Annotated in this window: 13 protein-coding genes; all 13 read left to right on the top strand. The window is 48.7% G+C overall.

Annotation, left to right across the window (positions count from 1 at the left end; translation table 11 throughout):
- The first annotated feature begins 22 nt into the window (after window positions 1-22).
- Entirely contained in the window at window positions 23-1,300 is a 1,278-nt protein-coding gene (tviB, locus tag BMH52_RS15370) for a Vi polysaccharide biosynthesis UDP-N-acetylglucosamine C-6 dehydrogenase TviB (protein ID WP_057710877.1), read from the top strand.
- 49 nt (window positions 1,301-1,349) lie between these two features.
- Window positions 1,350-2,375 carry an NAD-dependent epimerase/dehydratase family protein gene (locus BMH52_RS15365; protein WP_082628830.1) on the top strand — a complete coding sequence of 342 codons (1,026 nt, stop codon included), beginning with the start codon at window positions 1,350-1,352 and terminating at the stop codon, window positions 2,373-2,375.
- Window positions 2,376-2,429: 54 nt separating this feature from the next.
- Window positions 2,430-3,854, top strand: a complete 1,425-nt coding sequence (locus tag BMH52_RS15360; RefSeq protein WP_073844208.1) for an oligosaccharide flippase family protein — start codon at window positions 2,430-2,432, stop codon at window positions 3,852-3,854.
- A 7-nt stretch (window positions 3,855-3,861) separates the two neighbouring features.
- Complete coding sequence (locus BMH52_RS15355; RefSeq protein WP_073844206.1) at window positions 3,862-4,767, top strand: glycosyltransferase family A protein; 906 nt, start codon at window positions 3,862-3,864, stop codon at window positions 4,765-4,767.
- Window positions 4,768-4,817: 50 nt separating this feature from the next.
- Complete coding sequence (locus tag BMH52_RS15350; RefSeq protein WP_057710881.1) at window positions 4,818-6,035, top strand: O-antigen polymerase; 1,218 nt, start codon at window positions 4,818-4,820, stop codon at window positions 6,033-6,035.
- Between the two features lie 17 nt (window positions 6,036-6,052).
- Entirely contained in the window at window positions 6,053-7,084 is a 1,032-nt protein-coding gene (locus BMH52_RS15345) for a glycosyltransferase family 4 protein (RefSeq protein ID WP_177345091.1), read from the top strand.
- 59 nt (window positions 7,085-7,143) lie between these two features.
- Window positions 7,144-9,027 (top strand): asparagine synthase (glutamine-hydrolyzing), encoded by a 1,884-nt coding sequence (gene asnB, locus BMH52_RS15340; protein WP_073844203.1) that lies wholly within the window; start codon window positions 7,144-7,146, stop codon window positions 9,025-9,027.
- Window positions 9,027-10,169, top strand: coding sequence for a glycosyltransferase (locus BMH52_RS15335; protein WP_073844201.1), 1,143 nt, complete (start codon window positions 9,027-9,029; stop codon window positions 10,167-10,169). The genes asnB (BMH52_RS15340) and BMH52_RS15335 overlap by 1 nt, the downstream gene beginning before the upstream one ends.
- Entirely contained in the window at window positions 10,169-12,127 is a 1,959-nt protein-coding gene (asnB, locus tag BMH52_RS15330) for an asparagine synthase (glutamine-hydrolyzing) (protein WP_057710884.1), read from the top strand. The genes BMH52_RS15335 and asnB (BMH52_RS15330) overlap by 1 nt, the downstream gene beginning before the upstream one ends.
- A complete protein-coding gene (locus BMH52_RS15325) occupies window positions 12,124-13,254 on the top strand; it encodes a glycosyltransferase family 4 protein (RefSeq protein WP_073844199.1) in 1,131 nt (376 codons plus the stop codon). The genes asnB (BMH52_RS15330) and BMH52_RS15325 overlap by 4 nt, the downstream gene beginning before the upstream one ends.
- The gene (locus BMH52_RS15320) at window positions 13,251-14,222 is read left to right on the top strand and encodes an SDR family oxidoreductase (RefSeq protein ID WP_057710886.1); all 972 of its coding nucleotides are present in this window, start codon (window positions 13,251-13,253) and stop codon (window positions 14,220-14,222) included. The genes BMH52_RS15325 and BMH52_RS15320 overlap by 4 nt, the downstream gene beginning before the upstream one ends.
- 37 nt (window positions 14,223-14,259) lie before the next feature.
- Window positions 14,260-15,282 (top strand): glycosyltransferase family 4 protein, encoded by a 1,023-nt coding sequence (locus BMH52_RS15315; RefSeq protein ID WP_073844197.1) that lies wholly within the window; start codon window positions 14,260-14,262, stop codon window positions 15,280-15,282.
- Window positions 15,283-15,379: 97 nt separating this feature from the next.
- Complete coding sequence (locus BMH52_RS15310; protein ID WP_057710918.1) at window positions 15,380-17,374, top strand: nucleoside-diphosphate sugar epimerase/dehydratase; 1,995 nt, start codon at window positions 15,380-15,382, stop codon at window positions 17,372-17,374.
- Window positions 17,375-17,438: the final 64 nt, after the last annotated feature.

Genomic DNA, 17,438 nt, shown 5'->3' with positions numbered 1-17,438 from the left:
TTTGATCATTTAGGTTTTAATTATGCAGAAACTGGAAGATATTAAGCTCGCCATCATCGGCCTTGGTTATGTTGGCCTCCCCTTAGCAGTAGAGTTCGGCAAACAGCGATCGGTGGTTGGATTTGACATTAACCAGCCGCGTATCCAAGCGTTGAAAGCGGGGCATGATTCAACCCTCGAAGTCAGCGACGAAGAGCTCAAGCAGGCCAGCTATTTGAGCTACAGCTGCGACTTGGCTGAGCTGGCTGCTTGCAACACTTTTGTTGTCACAGTTCCGACCCCGATTGATGAGTACAATCAGCCAGATTTGACGCCGCTGATAAAAGCATCTGAAAGCATTGGCAAGGTGTTGAAGAAGGGTGATTTGGTTATTTACGAATCGACTGTCTACCCTGGCGCAACTGAGGAAGATTGTGTTCCTGTACTTGAAAAGGTCTCAGGGCTGACATTCAACGTTGACTTTTATGCTGGATACAGCCCGGAGCGAATCAATCCTGGTGATAAAGAGCATCGTGTCACCACGATCAAGAAGGTGACGTCTGGCTCGACGCCGGAAATCGCTGACTTGGTGGACGCGCTGTATAATCAAATTATCGTCGCGGGCACCCATAAAGCTAGCAGTATCAAAGTTGCAGAAGCCGCTAAGGTTATCGAGAATACTCAGCGTGATTTGAACATTGCGCTTATCAATGAGCTGGCCATCATCTTTAATAAGATGGGTATTGATACTGAGGCTGTCCTTCAGGCAGCGGGTACAAAATGGAACTTTTTACCTTTCCGGCCGGGTCTGGTAGGCGGGCATTGTATCGGTGTCGATCCCTACTATTTGACGCATAAGGCCCAATCCATTGGCTACCATCCTGAGATTATATTGGCAGGACGTCGCCTTAATGACGGTATGGGCGCCTACGTTGTCTCTCAGTTGGTCAAGGCGATGCTCAAGGAGCGAATTCATGTCGATGGCGCTCGCGTATTGATCATGGGGCTGACATTCAAGGAGAACTGCCCGGATCTACGCAATACCCGCATCGTTGACATCGTCAAAGAACTTTCAGAATACAACATTGAAGTCGATGTCTACGATCCATGGGTTAACGCCAGTGAAGCTGAGCACGAGTATGGGATAACGCCGGTCTACGAACTCGAAACAGAAAAGTATGATGCCATCGTGCTGGCTGTGGCGCATACACAGTTCCGCGAGCTAGGTGCCAAGTCGATTCGGAGTTATGGCAAGTCTAAGCATGTACTTTACGATCTGAAGTATTTGCTGAGCACGGAAGAGTCGGATATCCGTCTCTAAGACTAATGTCTCTATTTGCTAACTCACTATTAATCTTGAGTATATAACTATGGCCCGCTATGAACAACTGTTAGATTTGCTTCAGGTATCTCCGAAAACTTGGCTAATCACCGGGGTAGCAGGTTTCATCGGTTCTAATTTGCTGGAAGTGCTTCTTGGTTTGAATCAGCGGGTCGTTGGATTAGATAACTTTGCAACAGGTCATCAGAGGAATTTGGATGAAGTAAAAAGTGCCGTTTCCTCTGGTCAGTGGGCTAACTTTTCTTTTGTTCAGGGAGATATTAAAGTACTAGAAGATTGCCATAAGGCTTGCGATAGCGTTGACTACGTTTTACATCAGGCAGCGTTGGGATCGGTACCACGTTCTCTTAATGATCCGATTACTACCAACAATACGAATATTGATGGTTTCCTAAATATGCTAGTGGCAGCACGGGATGCAAAAGTAAAAAGCTTCACATACGCCGCAAGTAGCTCAACATATGGAGATCATCCAGGGCTGCCTAAGGTAGAGGACATCATTGGCAAACCACTGTCTCCTTACGCAGTGACCAAATACGTTAACGAACTGTACGCTGACGTTTTTGCCAAGTGTTATGGGTTTGATACTATTGGCCTTCGGTATTTTAATGTGTTCGGTAAGCGCCAGGACCCTGAAGGTGCATATGCGGCAGTGATACCCAAATGGGCGGCTTCCATGATAAAAAACGATGACGTTTTTATCAATGGTGACGGTCAAACCAGTCGGGACTTTTGTTTTATCGAAAATACTATCCAAGCGAACCTACTGGCTGCCACTACGACGGACTCGGCTTCGCGCAATCAGGTTTACAACGTCGCGGTCAGCGGTCGAACAGACCTAAATATGCTTTTTACGTCTTTGCGTGACGCATTGGCAAAAAATGGGATTAACTATGATAAGACCCCGGTGTATCGGGATTTCCGAGCTGGAGACGTTCGCCATTCACAAGCTGATATCAGCAAAATAAAAAAACACCTTCAGTATGAGCCTCGCTTTGACATTGTTGAGGGCGTCGAAAGAGCTATGCCATGGTACGTACGTTTTTTGAATTAACGTTATTCTTTTTTTAATGTATGTATACATGGACCATAGACAGGGGGCAATAAGTTGCTAGCAAAACACGGTGCCGCTTATCTGGTTGTAAAGTTGATACCGGCAATATTGTCCCTATCGGCCTTGGTGATTTTTACGCGTATTTTGACGCCTGCTGAGTATGGAGTTTACTCACTGACTATCTTGGTTGCTGGTGTAGGTAATGCGGTGTTACTACAGTGGTTGAGCTTGGGGGTTGGTAGGTATCTTCCTGCTGTAACTGATAAAAAAGATGAAGAACGCTTGTTGGGAACTGCGAGATCGATTTCATTTATTATTTTTGTAGTCGTGATTGTTTTGTCGCTTATGTGCGCGGCCCTAGGCGCGTTTTCATCATTTTCAATAGTATTTTGGATGGTCGGTTTTTTGTTTGCGATCCAGGGTTGGCATGAACTTAACCTAAAGGTTTTAAATACATCTTTAAACCCTTTTGATTATGGGAAAGTACTCACCGTAAAAAGTGCAGTTGGCTTTTTTCTATCTGTAGTTGCGGCCTACCTGGGCTTTGGTGCAGAAGGGATATTGGCCTCGATCATAGTAGGTTCGATTGCCGCATGCGTAATCAGTAGGCGGATATGGAGTGGTTTGCCTTGGTTTTTTATCAATAGGGATTACCTGAGCAAATTATTCGCTTATGGTGCTCCGTTAACGATTACTTATCTCTTGATATTTGTTATTGATGCGTCTGATAGGTTTTTCATCGAGCGCATGGTGGGGGTTGAGGCTGTCGGCGTTTATTCAGCTTCGTATGAGCTGAGCCAGTATTCAATCGGCATGCTGACATCGGTCGTTCATTTGGCTGCCCTGCCATTGGTGATAAATGCACTGGCTAAAGAGGGCTTGCTGGCTGCGGGTTTAAAACTGCGTCAGACCTTTTCATTAGTGTTTGCGGTGGCTGTGCCATTGTCGGCAGGAATGGCGTTGACCGCCCCTGATATAGCGTATTCCATACTCGGGGATAAGTTTAGAGAGGGCGCTACTGTGATCATCCCTTGGATCGCGCTGGCGATGTTTTTAAGTACGATAAAATCATATTACTTCGATTACGCATTTCAACTGTCAAACTCCACTCGAATACAAATGGGTATTGTCTTCGTGAGTGCCGTCGTGAATGTTGTTTTCAACTATTTTCTCATTGCCGAATATGGCGCTACGGGCGCTGCGATTTCGACGGTGATCGCTTTTCTTGTTTCCTTGATATTGAGCTGGGCTTTGGGGCGACGCGTATTTGCTATGCCGCGTCTTCCCTATAAAAATGCGGCGCAAATTATAGTTGCTGTGGTGGTTATGGCAGCAGTAGTAAGCAGTATCAATTTTGAGTTGTCGGTGTGGTCTTTTTCGTTAAAGGTGATTTTGGGTGGTGCGGCCTATATAGCTGTATTACTACTATTTAACGCCAGAAACCTGATTGCCAATGTTTCTGCGTTGTTAAAAAAATAATTGCTGAGTGTTAGGGGGGAATTTGCCGTATTTTACAGTGTTTACGCCGACTTATAATAGAGCATATATTTTGAGTCAGGTGTATGAGTCGCTTAGGGTGCAGACGTTTCAAGATTTTGAGTGGCTGATTATTGATGATGGTTCCACTGATGGGACGCAGGCACTTGTCGAGGAATGGATAAAAAAGAAAGAGCTGAATATCCGTTACATTTATCAGAATAACCAAGGTAAGCATGCCGCGCATAATGTTGCGGTCGAGCATGCAACAGGTTATTTGTTTTTGGTTTTCGATTCCGATGACCGATGTGTTAACACAGCTCTGGAACGATTGAAGTTTCATTGGGAGGATATTGACATCTCACAGAGAGATCAGTTTTCGACGCTCTCAGTTCTATGCATGGATGATGAAAGTAATGTATTGGGTCAAGAGTATCCAAATTATATATGTGATATTGCTGATCCGGATCTACAGCGTCAATACCGTTCCATGGGCGATAAGTGGGGCGTTAATGTCACAGAAATATTGAAGCAGTATGAGTTCCCCATAATTGCGGGTGAGCGATTTATTGCTGAAAGCATTGTTTGGAATAGAGTTTCACTTGTCTATTCTGCTAGATTTGTTAATGAAAAGTTATGCATAAAAATTTATCGAAATGACGGGCTCACGCAGTCCTCGGTACGAATTAGGGTTAACAATCCATGTGGCGCCAGTCTGGTGTATCTTGAAGAGTTCAAGATACTGAAGGGCATCGCTAGCAGGTTCAAATCGGCTATTAATTATGTACGATTCGCCCTAAGGACAAACAAAATGGAAATAATATTTCCAAGTTGTAAAGCATCGCTCTTGATGATGTGTGCGTTTCCTGTGGGCTGTGCTTTTTATTTTGTTGATTCCTATCGGGTGAAAAAGTAAGGAACCAGGTTTTTGAATTTTGCTGACTGCTTATAAGAGGTTGAAGTGGTATGTATAGCTTTTTAGCAGGCTTGACTCTGTTGGCGGTCGCAATTTTATCGCGCGCAACCATGAGGGATCCGTTTCATCCTTCGTTTATATTTCCTGCCATTTGGGGCGGCGGATTATGCTTAATAGCCTTCACTCCTCTGTTGGGTTTTTATGCCGTTGAGTCTGACGCTCTGCTAATTTTTATTCTGGGCGGGGCAATATTCAGTGCGGTGTCTATTTGTATAAGCCTGTTTGCCAAAAGCTTCGTGCATAAAGGCTTTTTTTGTCGCGAACTTAATTTTAATGATCTGTTTTTGCTATTCGCCTTCATGCATCTTCTGGTTTTGCCGGTTGCTTATAGTGATTTGTCTGCACTCGGTTCTGACTTTGAGCAGATATCATACGCCGCAAGGGCAATGTCGGTTGCTGGGGAGTCAGTATTCGGTCGGCTGACAGCAAACTATCTGCTGCTGGGGCTGGTAATAATTCCGTTATTTACGATAGCCTTGGCTCAACGGAGAATAGGGTGGCTCAAGTATCTCATAATCGCTTTTCCATGGTGCGCTCTGATATTGGTTGGGAGTGGTAGGGCAGGGTTGATACAGATGCTGTTAGGCCTGGTATTTATTTATCGGGTGGTGCATCAAAAACTTCCCGTTAAAATTATGGCGACCTTGGGTTTATTTTTTTTGGTAGTTTTATTTGTAGGCGCTATAGCCACAAATAAAATCGATGTAAGTTCAGATGAAAGTGTAGGCGAAGTTATGTCTATCATGCTGACGCACATTGCAGGTTATGCGCTTCAAGGGCCGGTTCTGTTTTCGCTATATTTTGATGGGACGGTTCGAGTCTTCGAAAACTGGAACCCCTTCATATCCGTTTGCCACTTACTTTCCATGGTTCAGTTGTGCACCCCTTTACCCATGCACTCAGAGTTTAACTTATATGGCGATGGGTTAGAGGGTAACGTTTATAGCTTGTATTTTTCCATTTTTCCCGGGTTCGGCGTGTTGGGTGTCGTTTTTTTTATTGCGCTGTATTCGGCGGCTTCAACCTATGCTTACCTGAAGGCTAAGCAAGGCCATATCTTTTATATGGTGATCTCTGCCTACTTGTATTCAGCGATTGTATTATCATTGTTTTCCGATACGTTTCTACCTTCGCTATGGTTTTTCATGAAGGTGTTTGTGATTGTAGTCTTTGTGTTGTTGTTTTTTTCAAAAAAACCAATTTCATAATTTATAAGGTTGACGGTATGAAAGATGAAATTTCGGTTATGGCATTCACGCAGGGTGATAAGGTGCCGAGCACACGGTTTAGAGTGGACTATTTAAAGCGTGGATTAGAAGCCAAAAATATTAAAATACATGTCTCCAACGCTTATGAAAGCGCTTATCCGCCCAGTGCCCGCGCGCAAAGATTACTTTGGATTATCAAGGAATTCTACTCCAGGCTTTTTGGTGTGTGCAAGAGCTTTAAATATGATGTGATCATACTACAGAGAGAGATGATTTCGACGATTCCTACTCTGGAAAGGTTTACCAAAAGACCGCGAATTTTAGATGTTGATGACGCGATTTGGTTACACAGAAATGGGTGGGCGGTAGAGCAAATTACGAAGCGTGTCGATCACATAGTTTGTGGAAATAGTTATATTGCCGACTATTTTCGCAAGTTTGGTAAGCCGATGACTGTTATTGCCACGCCCGTTGATGTTGATAGATTTCGTCCTTTGAAAAAAGACTTCGCTGCTAAAATTATTGGATGGTCGGGCACTTCCGGAGGATTCAAGTTTCTATATGATATAGAAGACGCCCTGGCTCAGGTCCTCAAGGAAAACAAAGGTTGGAAGCTACGCGTTGTTTCTGACCAGCGTCCGCGTTTCGACAAGATTCCTGGTGAGGCTGTTGAGTTTGTACAGTGGGCAGTTGAGAATGAAGTCAGCTCTATTGCAACCATGGACATTGGCCTCATGCCGTTGGATGATACGGAGTGGTCGCGAGGCAAGTGCAGTTATAAGATGTTGCTGTATATGGCTTGTGGTATTCCGATCGTGGTATCCGACTTTGGTATGAATAGCGAGATCTTAAAAAATGGATTTATCGGTTATGGAGTGGTTACGCCTGCTGAGTGGTATCAGTCTTTGAACGCGTTGATTAATAATCCGTTAGACAGAGATCGTGCAGGCCAACATGCCCGGGATGTCATCGTCAACAAGTATTCCCAGCATCAGGCGGTTAATGAGTGGGAGAGAATAATCAGAGAAACTGTTGAAAAAAGCAGCTGATGGCGAAATAAGTATTTATACTGTTTGGCTGAAGAATTTTAATAGGGAAGGGTTTCGTAGTGTGTGGAATAGCCGGTTACTTTCATTCGACGCCGTCCTCTATAACTGATCGTCATGTCGTTCAGATGGTCCAGGCCATAAATAAGCGTGGCCCCGACGGCTCTGGAACGTGGACTGATGATGCACAGATTGTATTAGGTCATGCTCGTCTGGCTATTCAGGACCTCTCACCAGCCGGCCACCAACCGATGGAAAGCGCGAATGGGCGTTATGTGATCGCGTTCAACGGCGAAATTTATAATCATCAGACGCTGCGCAAATCACTCGAAAGTCAATTCGAGGCTCCTGCTTGGCGTGGCCGCTCCGACACGGAGACTCTTTTAGCGTGCTTCAACAGTTGGGGCGTCGAGAAAACGCTTCAAGCTACCGTGGGTATGTTTGCTATCGCTTTGTGGGATCGTGTAGACAATAAACTCGTCCTTGCACGTGATCGGCTGGGTGAAAAGCCGCTTTATTGGGGCTGGTTGGGTGACATTCTGGTTTTCGGGTCTGAGCTTAAAGCGCTTAAGCAACATCCAGACTTCAAATCAACTGTTGATAGGAATGCGTTGGCTTTATACCTTCGCCATAATTATGTGCCGGCCCCGTACAGTATATATGAAGGTATAGAAAAGCTGATGCCTGGCCACTATGTCAGTATTTCCTTGGGCCAAAAAAGAGAGTCGGTTAAGCCAGCTTTTTTTTGGTCGTACAATGACGCTGTTGTGAGGGGTTTGGATCAGCCGCTAGTTGGCAGTGAAACTGCCATTGTAGACGCGCTTGAATTGCAGCTAGCTGAAAGTGTTGGGATGCAAATGCTATCCGACGTGCCCCTGGGTGCGTTTTTAAGCGGCGGCGTCGACAGCAGTCTAATTGTTGCCCTGATGCAGAAACAAAGTCGGCGGCCAATCAAAACCTTCACCATCGGTTTCAGTGAGGCAGGCTTTAATGAAGCGGAGCATGCCTTGGCTGTCTCCCGTCACCTGGGTACCGAGCACACGGAAATATACATTCAGCCGAAAGACGCGCTGGATGTTATCCCTCACTTGCCAGCGATTTATTGTGAGCCATTTGCCGATAGTTCGCAGATTCCAACGTTCTTGGTTAGCCAACTTGCAAAACAGCAAGTCACGGTCGCTCTGAGCGGCGACGCGGGTGACGAGCTGTTCGGTGGCTACAACCCCTACCAATTCACACCGCAGGCGTGGAACCACGTCAGTAAAGTGCCGGTTTCTTTGCGGCGATTGGCCGCGAGCTCACTCAAACTACTGCCTCTGAGGGGCAGGGTTGAAAAGCTGGTGGATATTATGAATACCCCCACCCGAGAAGATTTTTATCGTCAGATGATCAGTCACTGGAAGGATCCTCTGGTCGCAGTGATAGATGCAAAAGAGCCTGCAACGCTGTTGAATACACCCACGAGCTGGCCTTCCACTACGGGCAGGTACGAAGAGTGGATGATGGCGATGGATGCGCAAACCTATATGGTCGACGATATCTTGGTAAAAGTTGATCGCGCCGCGATGGCCAACAGTCTTGAAACACGTGTTCCATTGTTGGATCACCGCATTGTCGAATTGGCCTGGCGTATTCCCTTGCCTATGAAAATTCGTGAGGGCGTAGGCAAGTGGGTATTAAGAGAGGTGCTCTATCGGCATGTTCCTCGGCAGTTGATTGAGCGGCCAAAAAAAGGATTTTCCATTCCTATCGCTTCGTGGCTGAGGGGCCCATTGCGTGAGTGGGCCGAAAATCTTTTGAGCGAAAGCCGGCTACGTCAGGAGGGTTTTTTCCACCCTGCGCCTATCCGTCAGATCTGGGCACAGCACCTTGCTGGACATGCGGATTATTCGAGCAGGCTGTGGGGCGTTTTGATGTTCCAGGCTTGGCTCGAGGAGCAGGGCTGATGAAAGTTACCCATGTAATTGTCGGCCTTAATATCGGCGGCGCTGAGTTGATGTTGCGTCGACTTTGTGAGTCTTTCAACTCCAGCTCCGAAGACGAGCACCGTGTTATTTCATTGACGGATCTGGGCGAAGTCGGCGCATTGCTGCGTGCTCATGGCGTCACCGTTGATACTTTGGGCATGCGTGGCGCCTGGGATGTTTTTAGCGCATTCAACAAGCTGGTGCGTCTTTTACAGTCTACTAAGCCTGATGTGGTTCAAACCTGGATGTATCACGCTGATTTGTTGGGCGGTTTGGCCGCACGCTGGGTCGGCGTAAAAGGGCTAATTTGGGGCATCAGAACCACTGATGTCAGCAAGGGAGGAGGTAAGTCAACGATAGTTATTCGCAGGCTGTGCGCCTGGCTTTCTGCTATTTTGCCCAGCGTTATTGTTTGCGCTGCCGAAGCGTCGCGAACGACGCATGTCGCGGTTGGTTATTCCCCGAAAAAGATGATCGTCATACCCAACGGGTTCGACCTTGAGCGTCTAGTAGCTTCATCCGAAGAGCGTGAAGTTATACGATCAGCGCATGGTATTGGGGTGAATGACTTTGTTATCGGTAGCCTCGGACGTTTCAACGAAGTCAAGGATCACGCGGGTTTCATTAAGTCCGCGGGACTCGTTGCCGCTCGTTTCCCACACGTTAAGTTCTTAATGATTGGACGTGATGTTGATCATGGCAATATTGCGCTAATGGCTGATATAGCTGCGACCGGATATGCTGATCGGTTTGTACTATTGGGTGAGCGCAAAGACGTGGCGGGATGTTATAGGGCGATGGATATGTTCTGCCTGCATTCGTTTACTGAGGGATTCCCCAATGTACTAGGTGAGGCCATGAGTATGGCATTGCCTTGTGTAACTACCGATGCCGGTGATGCAGCCTTTCTTCTTGGCGGAAACGGAATTGTCGTACCTGTACACGAACCTCAGGTATTGGCTGAAGCATTGGCGAAGGTGGTGGGAAAGACTGACGCGGAGCGTACAACGATGGGGCAGGGTGCCTATACTCGGATCTTCGAAAATTTCACGATGAAATGTACCGAGACAAAATTCAAAAAAATTTATGACCGGCTTTACTTAAATCAGGATGTTCAGTGATGTGTGGTTTCAGCGGAATTTTCCAGTCCTGTATTGGCGATTTGACAGCAATCGTCAACCGGATGAACGATGCCCTCACACACCGTGGCCCTGATGATCGTGGCGTTTGGGTCGATGAGAATGTGGGGCTTGCGCTCGGACATCGACGTTTGGCCATTGTCGATCTGTCCGAGGCGGGTCGACAGCCGATGCATTCTAGTTGCGGAAGATTTGTAATTGTTTTTAACGGCGAAATCTATAATCACCGCGAGCTAAAGCAGAAGTTGGAGGATGAGGGGCTGTCGCCGGCGGAATGGCGAGGACATTCTGATACCGAAGTGCTGCTGGAAGGCCTTGTAAGCTGGGGCGTCGAAAAGACCCTGCAGGCGTCCGTTGGCATGTTTGCCTTCGCGCTTTGGGACAGGCAAGAGCAAGTGTTGACACTTGCGCGTGACCGGATGGGCGAAAAGCCTTTGTATTACGGCTGGCAAGGGGACGCGCTGCTTTTAGGCTCCGAGTTGAAGGCGATCAAGGCTTTCCCACAGTTCACTGGGGAAGTGGATCGTAATGCACTCACGTTGTTGCTTCGTCATAATTGCATTCCAGCTCCTTACAGTATTTATAAGGGCATTGCGAAGCTTGAGCCGGGTCACTACGTAATCCTTACGCTGAACAATCTTCCCGCCGCAAAAATCGCAGTTCCTCAATCTTACTGGCGTCTCAACGACGCCGTTGCGAGAGGCATTGCCCAGCCCTTTGAGGGAACTGCTTCTCAGGCGACGGATTTGCTAGATGCACAATTACGTTCCAGCATTGGCCAGCAAATGCTGGCTGACGTACCTTTGGGCGCGTTTTTAAGCGGTGGTGTTGATAGCAGTACGGTAGTAGCTCTAATGCAGGCGCAAAGTGCTCAGCCGATTCGTACATTTACTATCGGTTTCGACGAAGGTGGTTACGACGAAGCTGTACATGCCAAAGCCGTCTCCCAGCACCTGGGTACGCAGCATACGGAGCTATATGTTCGTCCGGAGGACGCGTTAGCAGTGATTCCACGCCTGCCATCGATGTATTGCGAGCCGTTCAGCGATAGTTCGCAGATCCCGACCTTTTTGGTCAGCCAATTGGCTAGCAAGCAGTTGAAGGTTGTGCTCAGCGGTGACGGTGGAGACGAGCTTTTCGGTGGTTACAATCGCTATCTTAGCGCTAAGAAAGTCTGGTCGAAAATGCAACAGCTACCTCCGTTTGCCAGGCAAGCAAGCGCCGGGCTTTTAAGGTCACTTTCGCCCTCCAGCTGGGATCATCTGTTTCGTATCTCTAAGCCACTACTGCCCAAGCGTCTACACCTCAGTACGCCGGGAGAGAAAGCACATAAATTGGCTAATGTTCTGACGCTTGCGGACGGCCATGAGTTCTATCTTCAGTTGAACAGTCACTGGACCGATCCTGCAAGCGTAGTGATTGATGGCGAAGAGCCGAAAACCATTTTCACCGAGCCTTCACGCTGGCCACAAACTGACAGCTTTGAGCATTGGATGATGGCGATGGACGCCCAAACCTATATGTCGGATGACATCATGGTCAAGCTAGATCGTGCAGCCATGGCCGCAAGTATTGAAGGGCGTGTGCCATTGCTCGATCATCGAGTCGTCGAACTGGCTTGGCGCATGCCGCTCGATTTGAAGATTCGTAACGGTCAGGGTAAGTGGCTGCTGCGGGAAGTTTTGTATAGATATGTACCCAAGGAACTCATCGAAAGGCCAAAGCAAGGTTTTGGTATTCCGCTGGGTGCTTGGTTGCGCGGACCTTTAAGGGAGTGGGCTGAGTCATTGTTGAACGAAGCACGCCTACGGCAGGAGGGATACTTCCATCCTGAACGTATCAGGCACATGTGGCAGGAACATCTCGAGGGGCGCGGTAACTGGCAGCCTCATTTGTGGACCATTTTAATGTTTCAGGCATGGCTGGAAGAACAGGCATGAGTAAAATTCTTCTGTTCATCGTCAACGATCCGGCTTTCTTTCTCTCCCATCGGCTGGCTGTGGCCAAGGGCGCTCAGACAAAGGGCTATAAGGTTCATGTGGCGTGCATGCCAGGCCCGGCAGTTGCGGCTATTGCTGCGGAGGGTTTTGAGTTTCACTCATTGCCACTGTCACGTAGTGGTCGAAATCCTCTCGCCGAGCTTGGCCTTATGTTCACTATTTGGAAGCTACTTTGGCGATTGAAGCCGGACATACTGCACTTAGTAACCATCAAGCCAGTTTTGTATGGTGGAGTCGCTGCTCGTTTTGCGCCGGTTAAAGGTGTTGTTACGGCTATTTCAGGGCTGGGTTTTGTGTTTCTTTCAAGGGGACTCAAGGCTCTTGTTACGCGTAAAGTAGTCAGCACTTTTTACCGTCTTGCTCTGGGAAAGCGTAACCTGCGCTCGATTTTTCAGAATCCCGATGATCGTGATTTGCTGTTAAGCATGAGCGGCCTTAACGAATCTAAAGCCGTGATGATTCGTGGTTCCGGCGTCAACTTGTCACTTTACACAGCGATTCCGGAGCCTGAAGGACTTCCTGTGGTATGCCTGGCAGCTCGATTGCTACGTGATAAAGGTGTCGAGGAGTTCGTTGAGGCGGCAAAAATACTCGCTGCACGCGGCGTCAAGGCGCGGTTTCAATTGATAGGTGATATTGATCCAGGCAATCCGGCTACCGTGACTCGTACGCAAATAGATCAGTGGCGAGAGGATGGTGTGATCGAGTTACTCGGTTATCGCGATGACATCGCTACACTGTTCGCTGCAGCGAATATCGTCACTTTGCCCTCTTATCGTGAGGGGTTACCCAAGGTCCTGGTGGAGGCCGCAGCCTGTGGCCGTGCGGTTGTAACTACAGATGTGCCCGGATGTCGAGACGCAATAGACCCTGACATAACGGGTTTTTTGGTTCCCGTACGTGATGCAAAGGCGTTGGCCAACCAATTGCAGGTGCTGATCGAAGATCCGGCCCTGCGCAGTCGTATGGGCATGGCTGGCCGTGAGCTGGCTTTGCGTGCTTTTTCGATTGAAAAGATCGTAGAACAACATTTGGATGTGTATGGGCAGTTGGAGCGCATAGTTTGAATCAGAGGAAGACAGTCTTTGTTACGGGCGCTAGCGGCTTTGTGGGCGCCGCGCTTGTTGATCGGTTGGCATCCGCAGACGACTGTCAGGTGCTGGCACTGGTGCGTCGAGAGGGTGTTACGCTCCCTGCCAATGCCGTCCCTGTGCTCGTTAGTGCCGATTATCTAGCCACAGAATCTTTGCTTGCCCTCGAAGGGGTCGATGTGTTGGTTCATTGCGCAGCCCGTGTTCATGTAATGTCTGATGCTTCGAGTGATCCGCTGACTGAGTATCGTAAGGTCAACGTAGACGGAACGCTGAAGCTGGCACAGCGAGCAGCGCACGCCGGAGTAGAACGTTTCATTTTTATCAGTTCAATCAAGGTGAACGGAGAAGCAACTCAGCCTGGCGCTCCCTATACGGCAGACGATGTGCCAGCCCCTTGCGACCCGTATGGCGTTTCAAAAAAGGAAGCCGAAGAGCAGCTAAAGATACTGGCCAAAAAAACCGGGATGGACGTCGTTATCATTCGCCCCGTTCTCGTTTACGGCCCGGGAGTGAAAGCCAACTTTCGCAGCATGATGAACTGGCTTAACAAAGGCATTGTTTTACCTTTGGGAGCTATACGCAATCAGCGAAGCCTAGTCTCGCTCGACAATTTGATTGATCTGATTGTGGTTTGCTTAGATCACCCCGCAGCAGCTAATCAAATATTTTTAGCCAGTGATGGTGATGACATGTCGACTACCGATTTGTTGACGCGCATGGGGATTGCACTGGGTAAACCAGCCCGATTGATACCTGTGCCCGCTGCTCTTTTGCAGTTAGGTGCTGCGTTGATAGGACGTAAGGCTATTGGCCAGCGGCTGTGTGGTTCGCTGCAGGTCGATATTGCTAAGACTCGCCGGCTATTAGAGTGGACACCACCTTCCACTGTGACCGCTGCCCTGCGCAAGACAGCTGAAAGTTTTCAGGGCAGCTTGAAGTAAATAGTGACCCTTCTCGGGACCGTAATTGGAGTTGTTGATGAATCATTTACTGTGGCTTGCGCCTGCAGTCGCGGCGTTTGCTCTTTTCCTGACGTGGTGTTTACGGCGCTACGCACTCGCCCGTAGTCTGATTGACGTGCCTAACGCACGTAGTTCGCACTCAGTCCCGACTCCTCGAGGCGGAGGAGTGGCTATTGTGTTGAGCTTTCTAATTGCGTTGCCTTTCCTGCTCGTAGGCAACGAAATAACGCATTCCTTTACATGGGCATTATTGGGTGCGGGGGCCGCAGTTGCAGTGCTCGGATTTCTTGATGACCACGGTCATATCGCTGCCCGTTGGCGGTTGCTAGGGCATTTCAGTGCCGCGATCTGGGCCCTGTTTTGGTTGGGAGGCTTGCCAGCGATAGTGCTGCCGGGAGTGGTCATCGACCTTGGTTGGCTCGGGCATATCGTCGCTGCTTTTTATCTGGTGTGGGTGTTGAATCTATACAACTTCATGGATGGAATTGATGGCCTGGCCAGCGTTGAAGCGATATGCGTCTGCCTCGGAGCCTGCCTGATCTATTGGCTGAATGGGGATCAAGCGCTTATCTGGGCTCCGCTGCTATTGAGCATGGCGGTACTGGGTTTTCTCTACTGGAATTTCCCGCCCGCCCGAATATTCATGGGGGATGCAGGTAGCGGTTTTCTCGGTGTAATCCTTGGTGTGCTCTCCCTACAAGCTGCCTGGCACAACCCTGATTTGCTGTGGGTGTGGCTTATCTTGCTTGGGGTTTTTATTGTCGATGCGACATTTACGCTCATTCGTCGCTTGATGCGAGGAGATAAAGTGTATGAAGCCCATCGCAGTCATGCCTATCAGTTCGCCTCACGCCAAGTAGGGAGCCATTTGCCCGTCACTCTCTCGGTGTTAGTGATCAATGTCTTCTGGCTGCTCCCTCTTGCACTTTGCGTTGTATTGTTGGGACTGAACGGGTTGCTTGGGGTTTTCATAGCGTACGTCCCACTGGTAATCCTGGCAGTCAAATACAAGGCAGGTGAGCTGGAGAGGGCTACCTGATTTTTCGTGAGTAGATTTACGCGGTCATTAATGCTCTGAAGTGTTTAAATATGACAAAGCAGTAGCGCCAGGAGCAACAAAGGTGTTTAAAGGGTTCATGAATACAATACGATCATATTTGCTGGGCCTACCCCGTCGCCGCAAGCGCATCCTGCAGGTTGTTGCGGACGTTCTTCTTGTGTGGTTTGCACTGTGGATGGCGTTCCTCGTTCGCTTAGGGGTGGATGACATGATCAACCCTATAGCACTGCATCGCTGGTTGTTCCTGAGCGCACCAATCGTCGCCATACCGCTTTTCATCCGCTTCGGCATGTACCGGGCGGTCATGCGCTATTTTGGTAATGACGCGCTGATCGCAATCATCAAGGCGGTAAGCCTTTCATCCGTGATTCTGGGGGTGGTGGTCTATTGGTATAGCAATCATCAAAACGTGGTGCCGCGCTCAATCATCTTCAACTATTGGTGGCTGAGCTTGATCATGGTTGGTGGCCTGCGGTTGGCTATGCGTCAGTACTTTTTGGGGGATTGGTTTGCTGCAGCCCAGCATGTACCGTTTACCAACCGTGAAGACGGCTTGCCGCGTGTTGCAATCTATGGCGCCGGCGCTGCCGGTAATCAGTTAGTAGCGGCCCTGCGTATGGGGCGTGTCATGCGTCCCGTAGCGTTCATAGATGATGATGACAGCATTTCAGATCGAGTGATTTCAGGACTGCAGGTGTACAAACCTCGTCATATTCAGCGAATGATTGATGCCACTGGCGCCCAGGAAATTCTGCTTGCAATACCGTCCTCTAATCGCGGTAGGCGACGTGAAATCCTTGGTTTTCTTGAAGGCTATCCGCTGCATGTACGCAGTGTTCCGGGCTTCATGGATCTCGCCAGCGGTCGTGTGAAAGTGGATGACATCCAGGAAGTTGATATCGCTGATTTGCTGGGACGTGATTCAGTGCCCGCACAAGGGGAACTGTTGGAGCACTGCATTAAAGGGCAAAGCGTTTTGGTGACTGGTGCTGGTGGCTCTATAGGCTCTGAGCTATGTCGTCAGATTCTTGCACTACGTCCTACTACGTTACTGTTATTCGAACACAGTGAATTTAACCTCTACAGCATTTTGTCTGAGCTTGAACAACGCATCATCCGTGAGTCGTTGCCGGTCAGGTTGCTGCCTATCCTTGGATCAGTACGCAACCAGAATAAGTTACTGGATGTCATGAATACATGGGGTGTGGACACTGTCTATCACGCAGCAGCTTATAAGCACGTACCGATGGTCGAGCACAACATTGCAGAGGGCGTGTTGAATAACGTCATCGGTACTCTAAATACGGCGCAAGCAGCGCTGCAGGCGGGTGTTGCTAACTTCGTCCTGATCTCTACTGACAAGGCTGTGCGCCCAACTAATGTTATGGGGAGCACTAAACGTCTTGCAGAGTTGACTCTCCAAGCCCTCAGCCGTGAATTGGCTCCTATATTGTTCGGCGATAAGTCGAATGTTTCCCGTGTCAACAAGACCCGCTTCACTATGGTTCGCTTCGGAAATGTACTGGGTTCATCTGGATCGGTGATTCCGCTTTTTCATAAGCAAATCAAATCTGGGGGGCCTCTGACGGTAACTCATCCCAAGATCACTCGTTACTTCATGACTATCCCCGAAGCGGCACAATTGGTGATCCAGGCGGGTTCTATGGGCCTTGGGGGGGATGTGTTCGTGTTGGATATGGGGGAGCCGGTGAAAATTGTCGAGCTAGCCGAAAAGATGATTCATCTCTCTGGCTTAAGTGTTCGCTCTGACAAGAATCCCCACGGTGATATTGCTATCGAGTTCTCTGGCCTGCGCCCAGGGGAAAAACTTTACGAGGAGTTGCTGATAGGTGATAACGTCGTTGCCACCCAGCACCCCATGATCATGAGTGCCAACGAAGACTGTCTGGCTTGGGATGTGCTCAAGGATAAGCTGACCGAGTTACTCGCGGCTGTAGAACAGGACGATTACGATCGTGTTCGTCAGCTTTTACGCGAGACGGTAAGTGGGTATGCCCCCGACGGCGAAATCGTTGACTGGATCTACCAACAACGCCGCCTGGAACCGTGAATAATACCCTGTTACTCATCCATTTTTGACACTCTCCAACCATCGCCTAACGTAGAAAAGCAGC

The sequence above is a fragment of the Pseudomonas sp. BTN1 genome (assembly GCF_001907715.1).
GTDB classification, from domain to species: Bacteria; Pseudomonadota; Gammaproteobacteria; order Pseudomonadales; family Pseudomonadaceae; genus Aquipseudomonas; species Aquipseudomonas paracarnis.
Note: the sequence above shows the minus strand (reverse complement) of the source record. Positions and strands in the feature narration are given on the sequence as shown.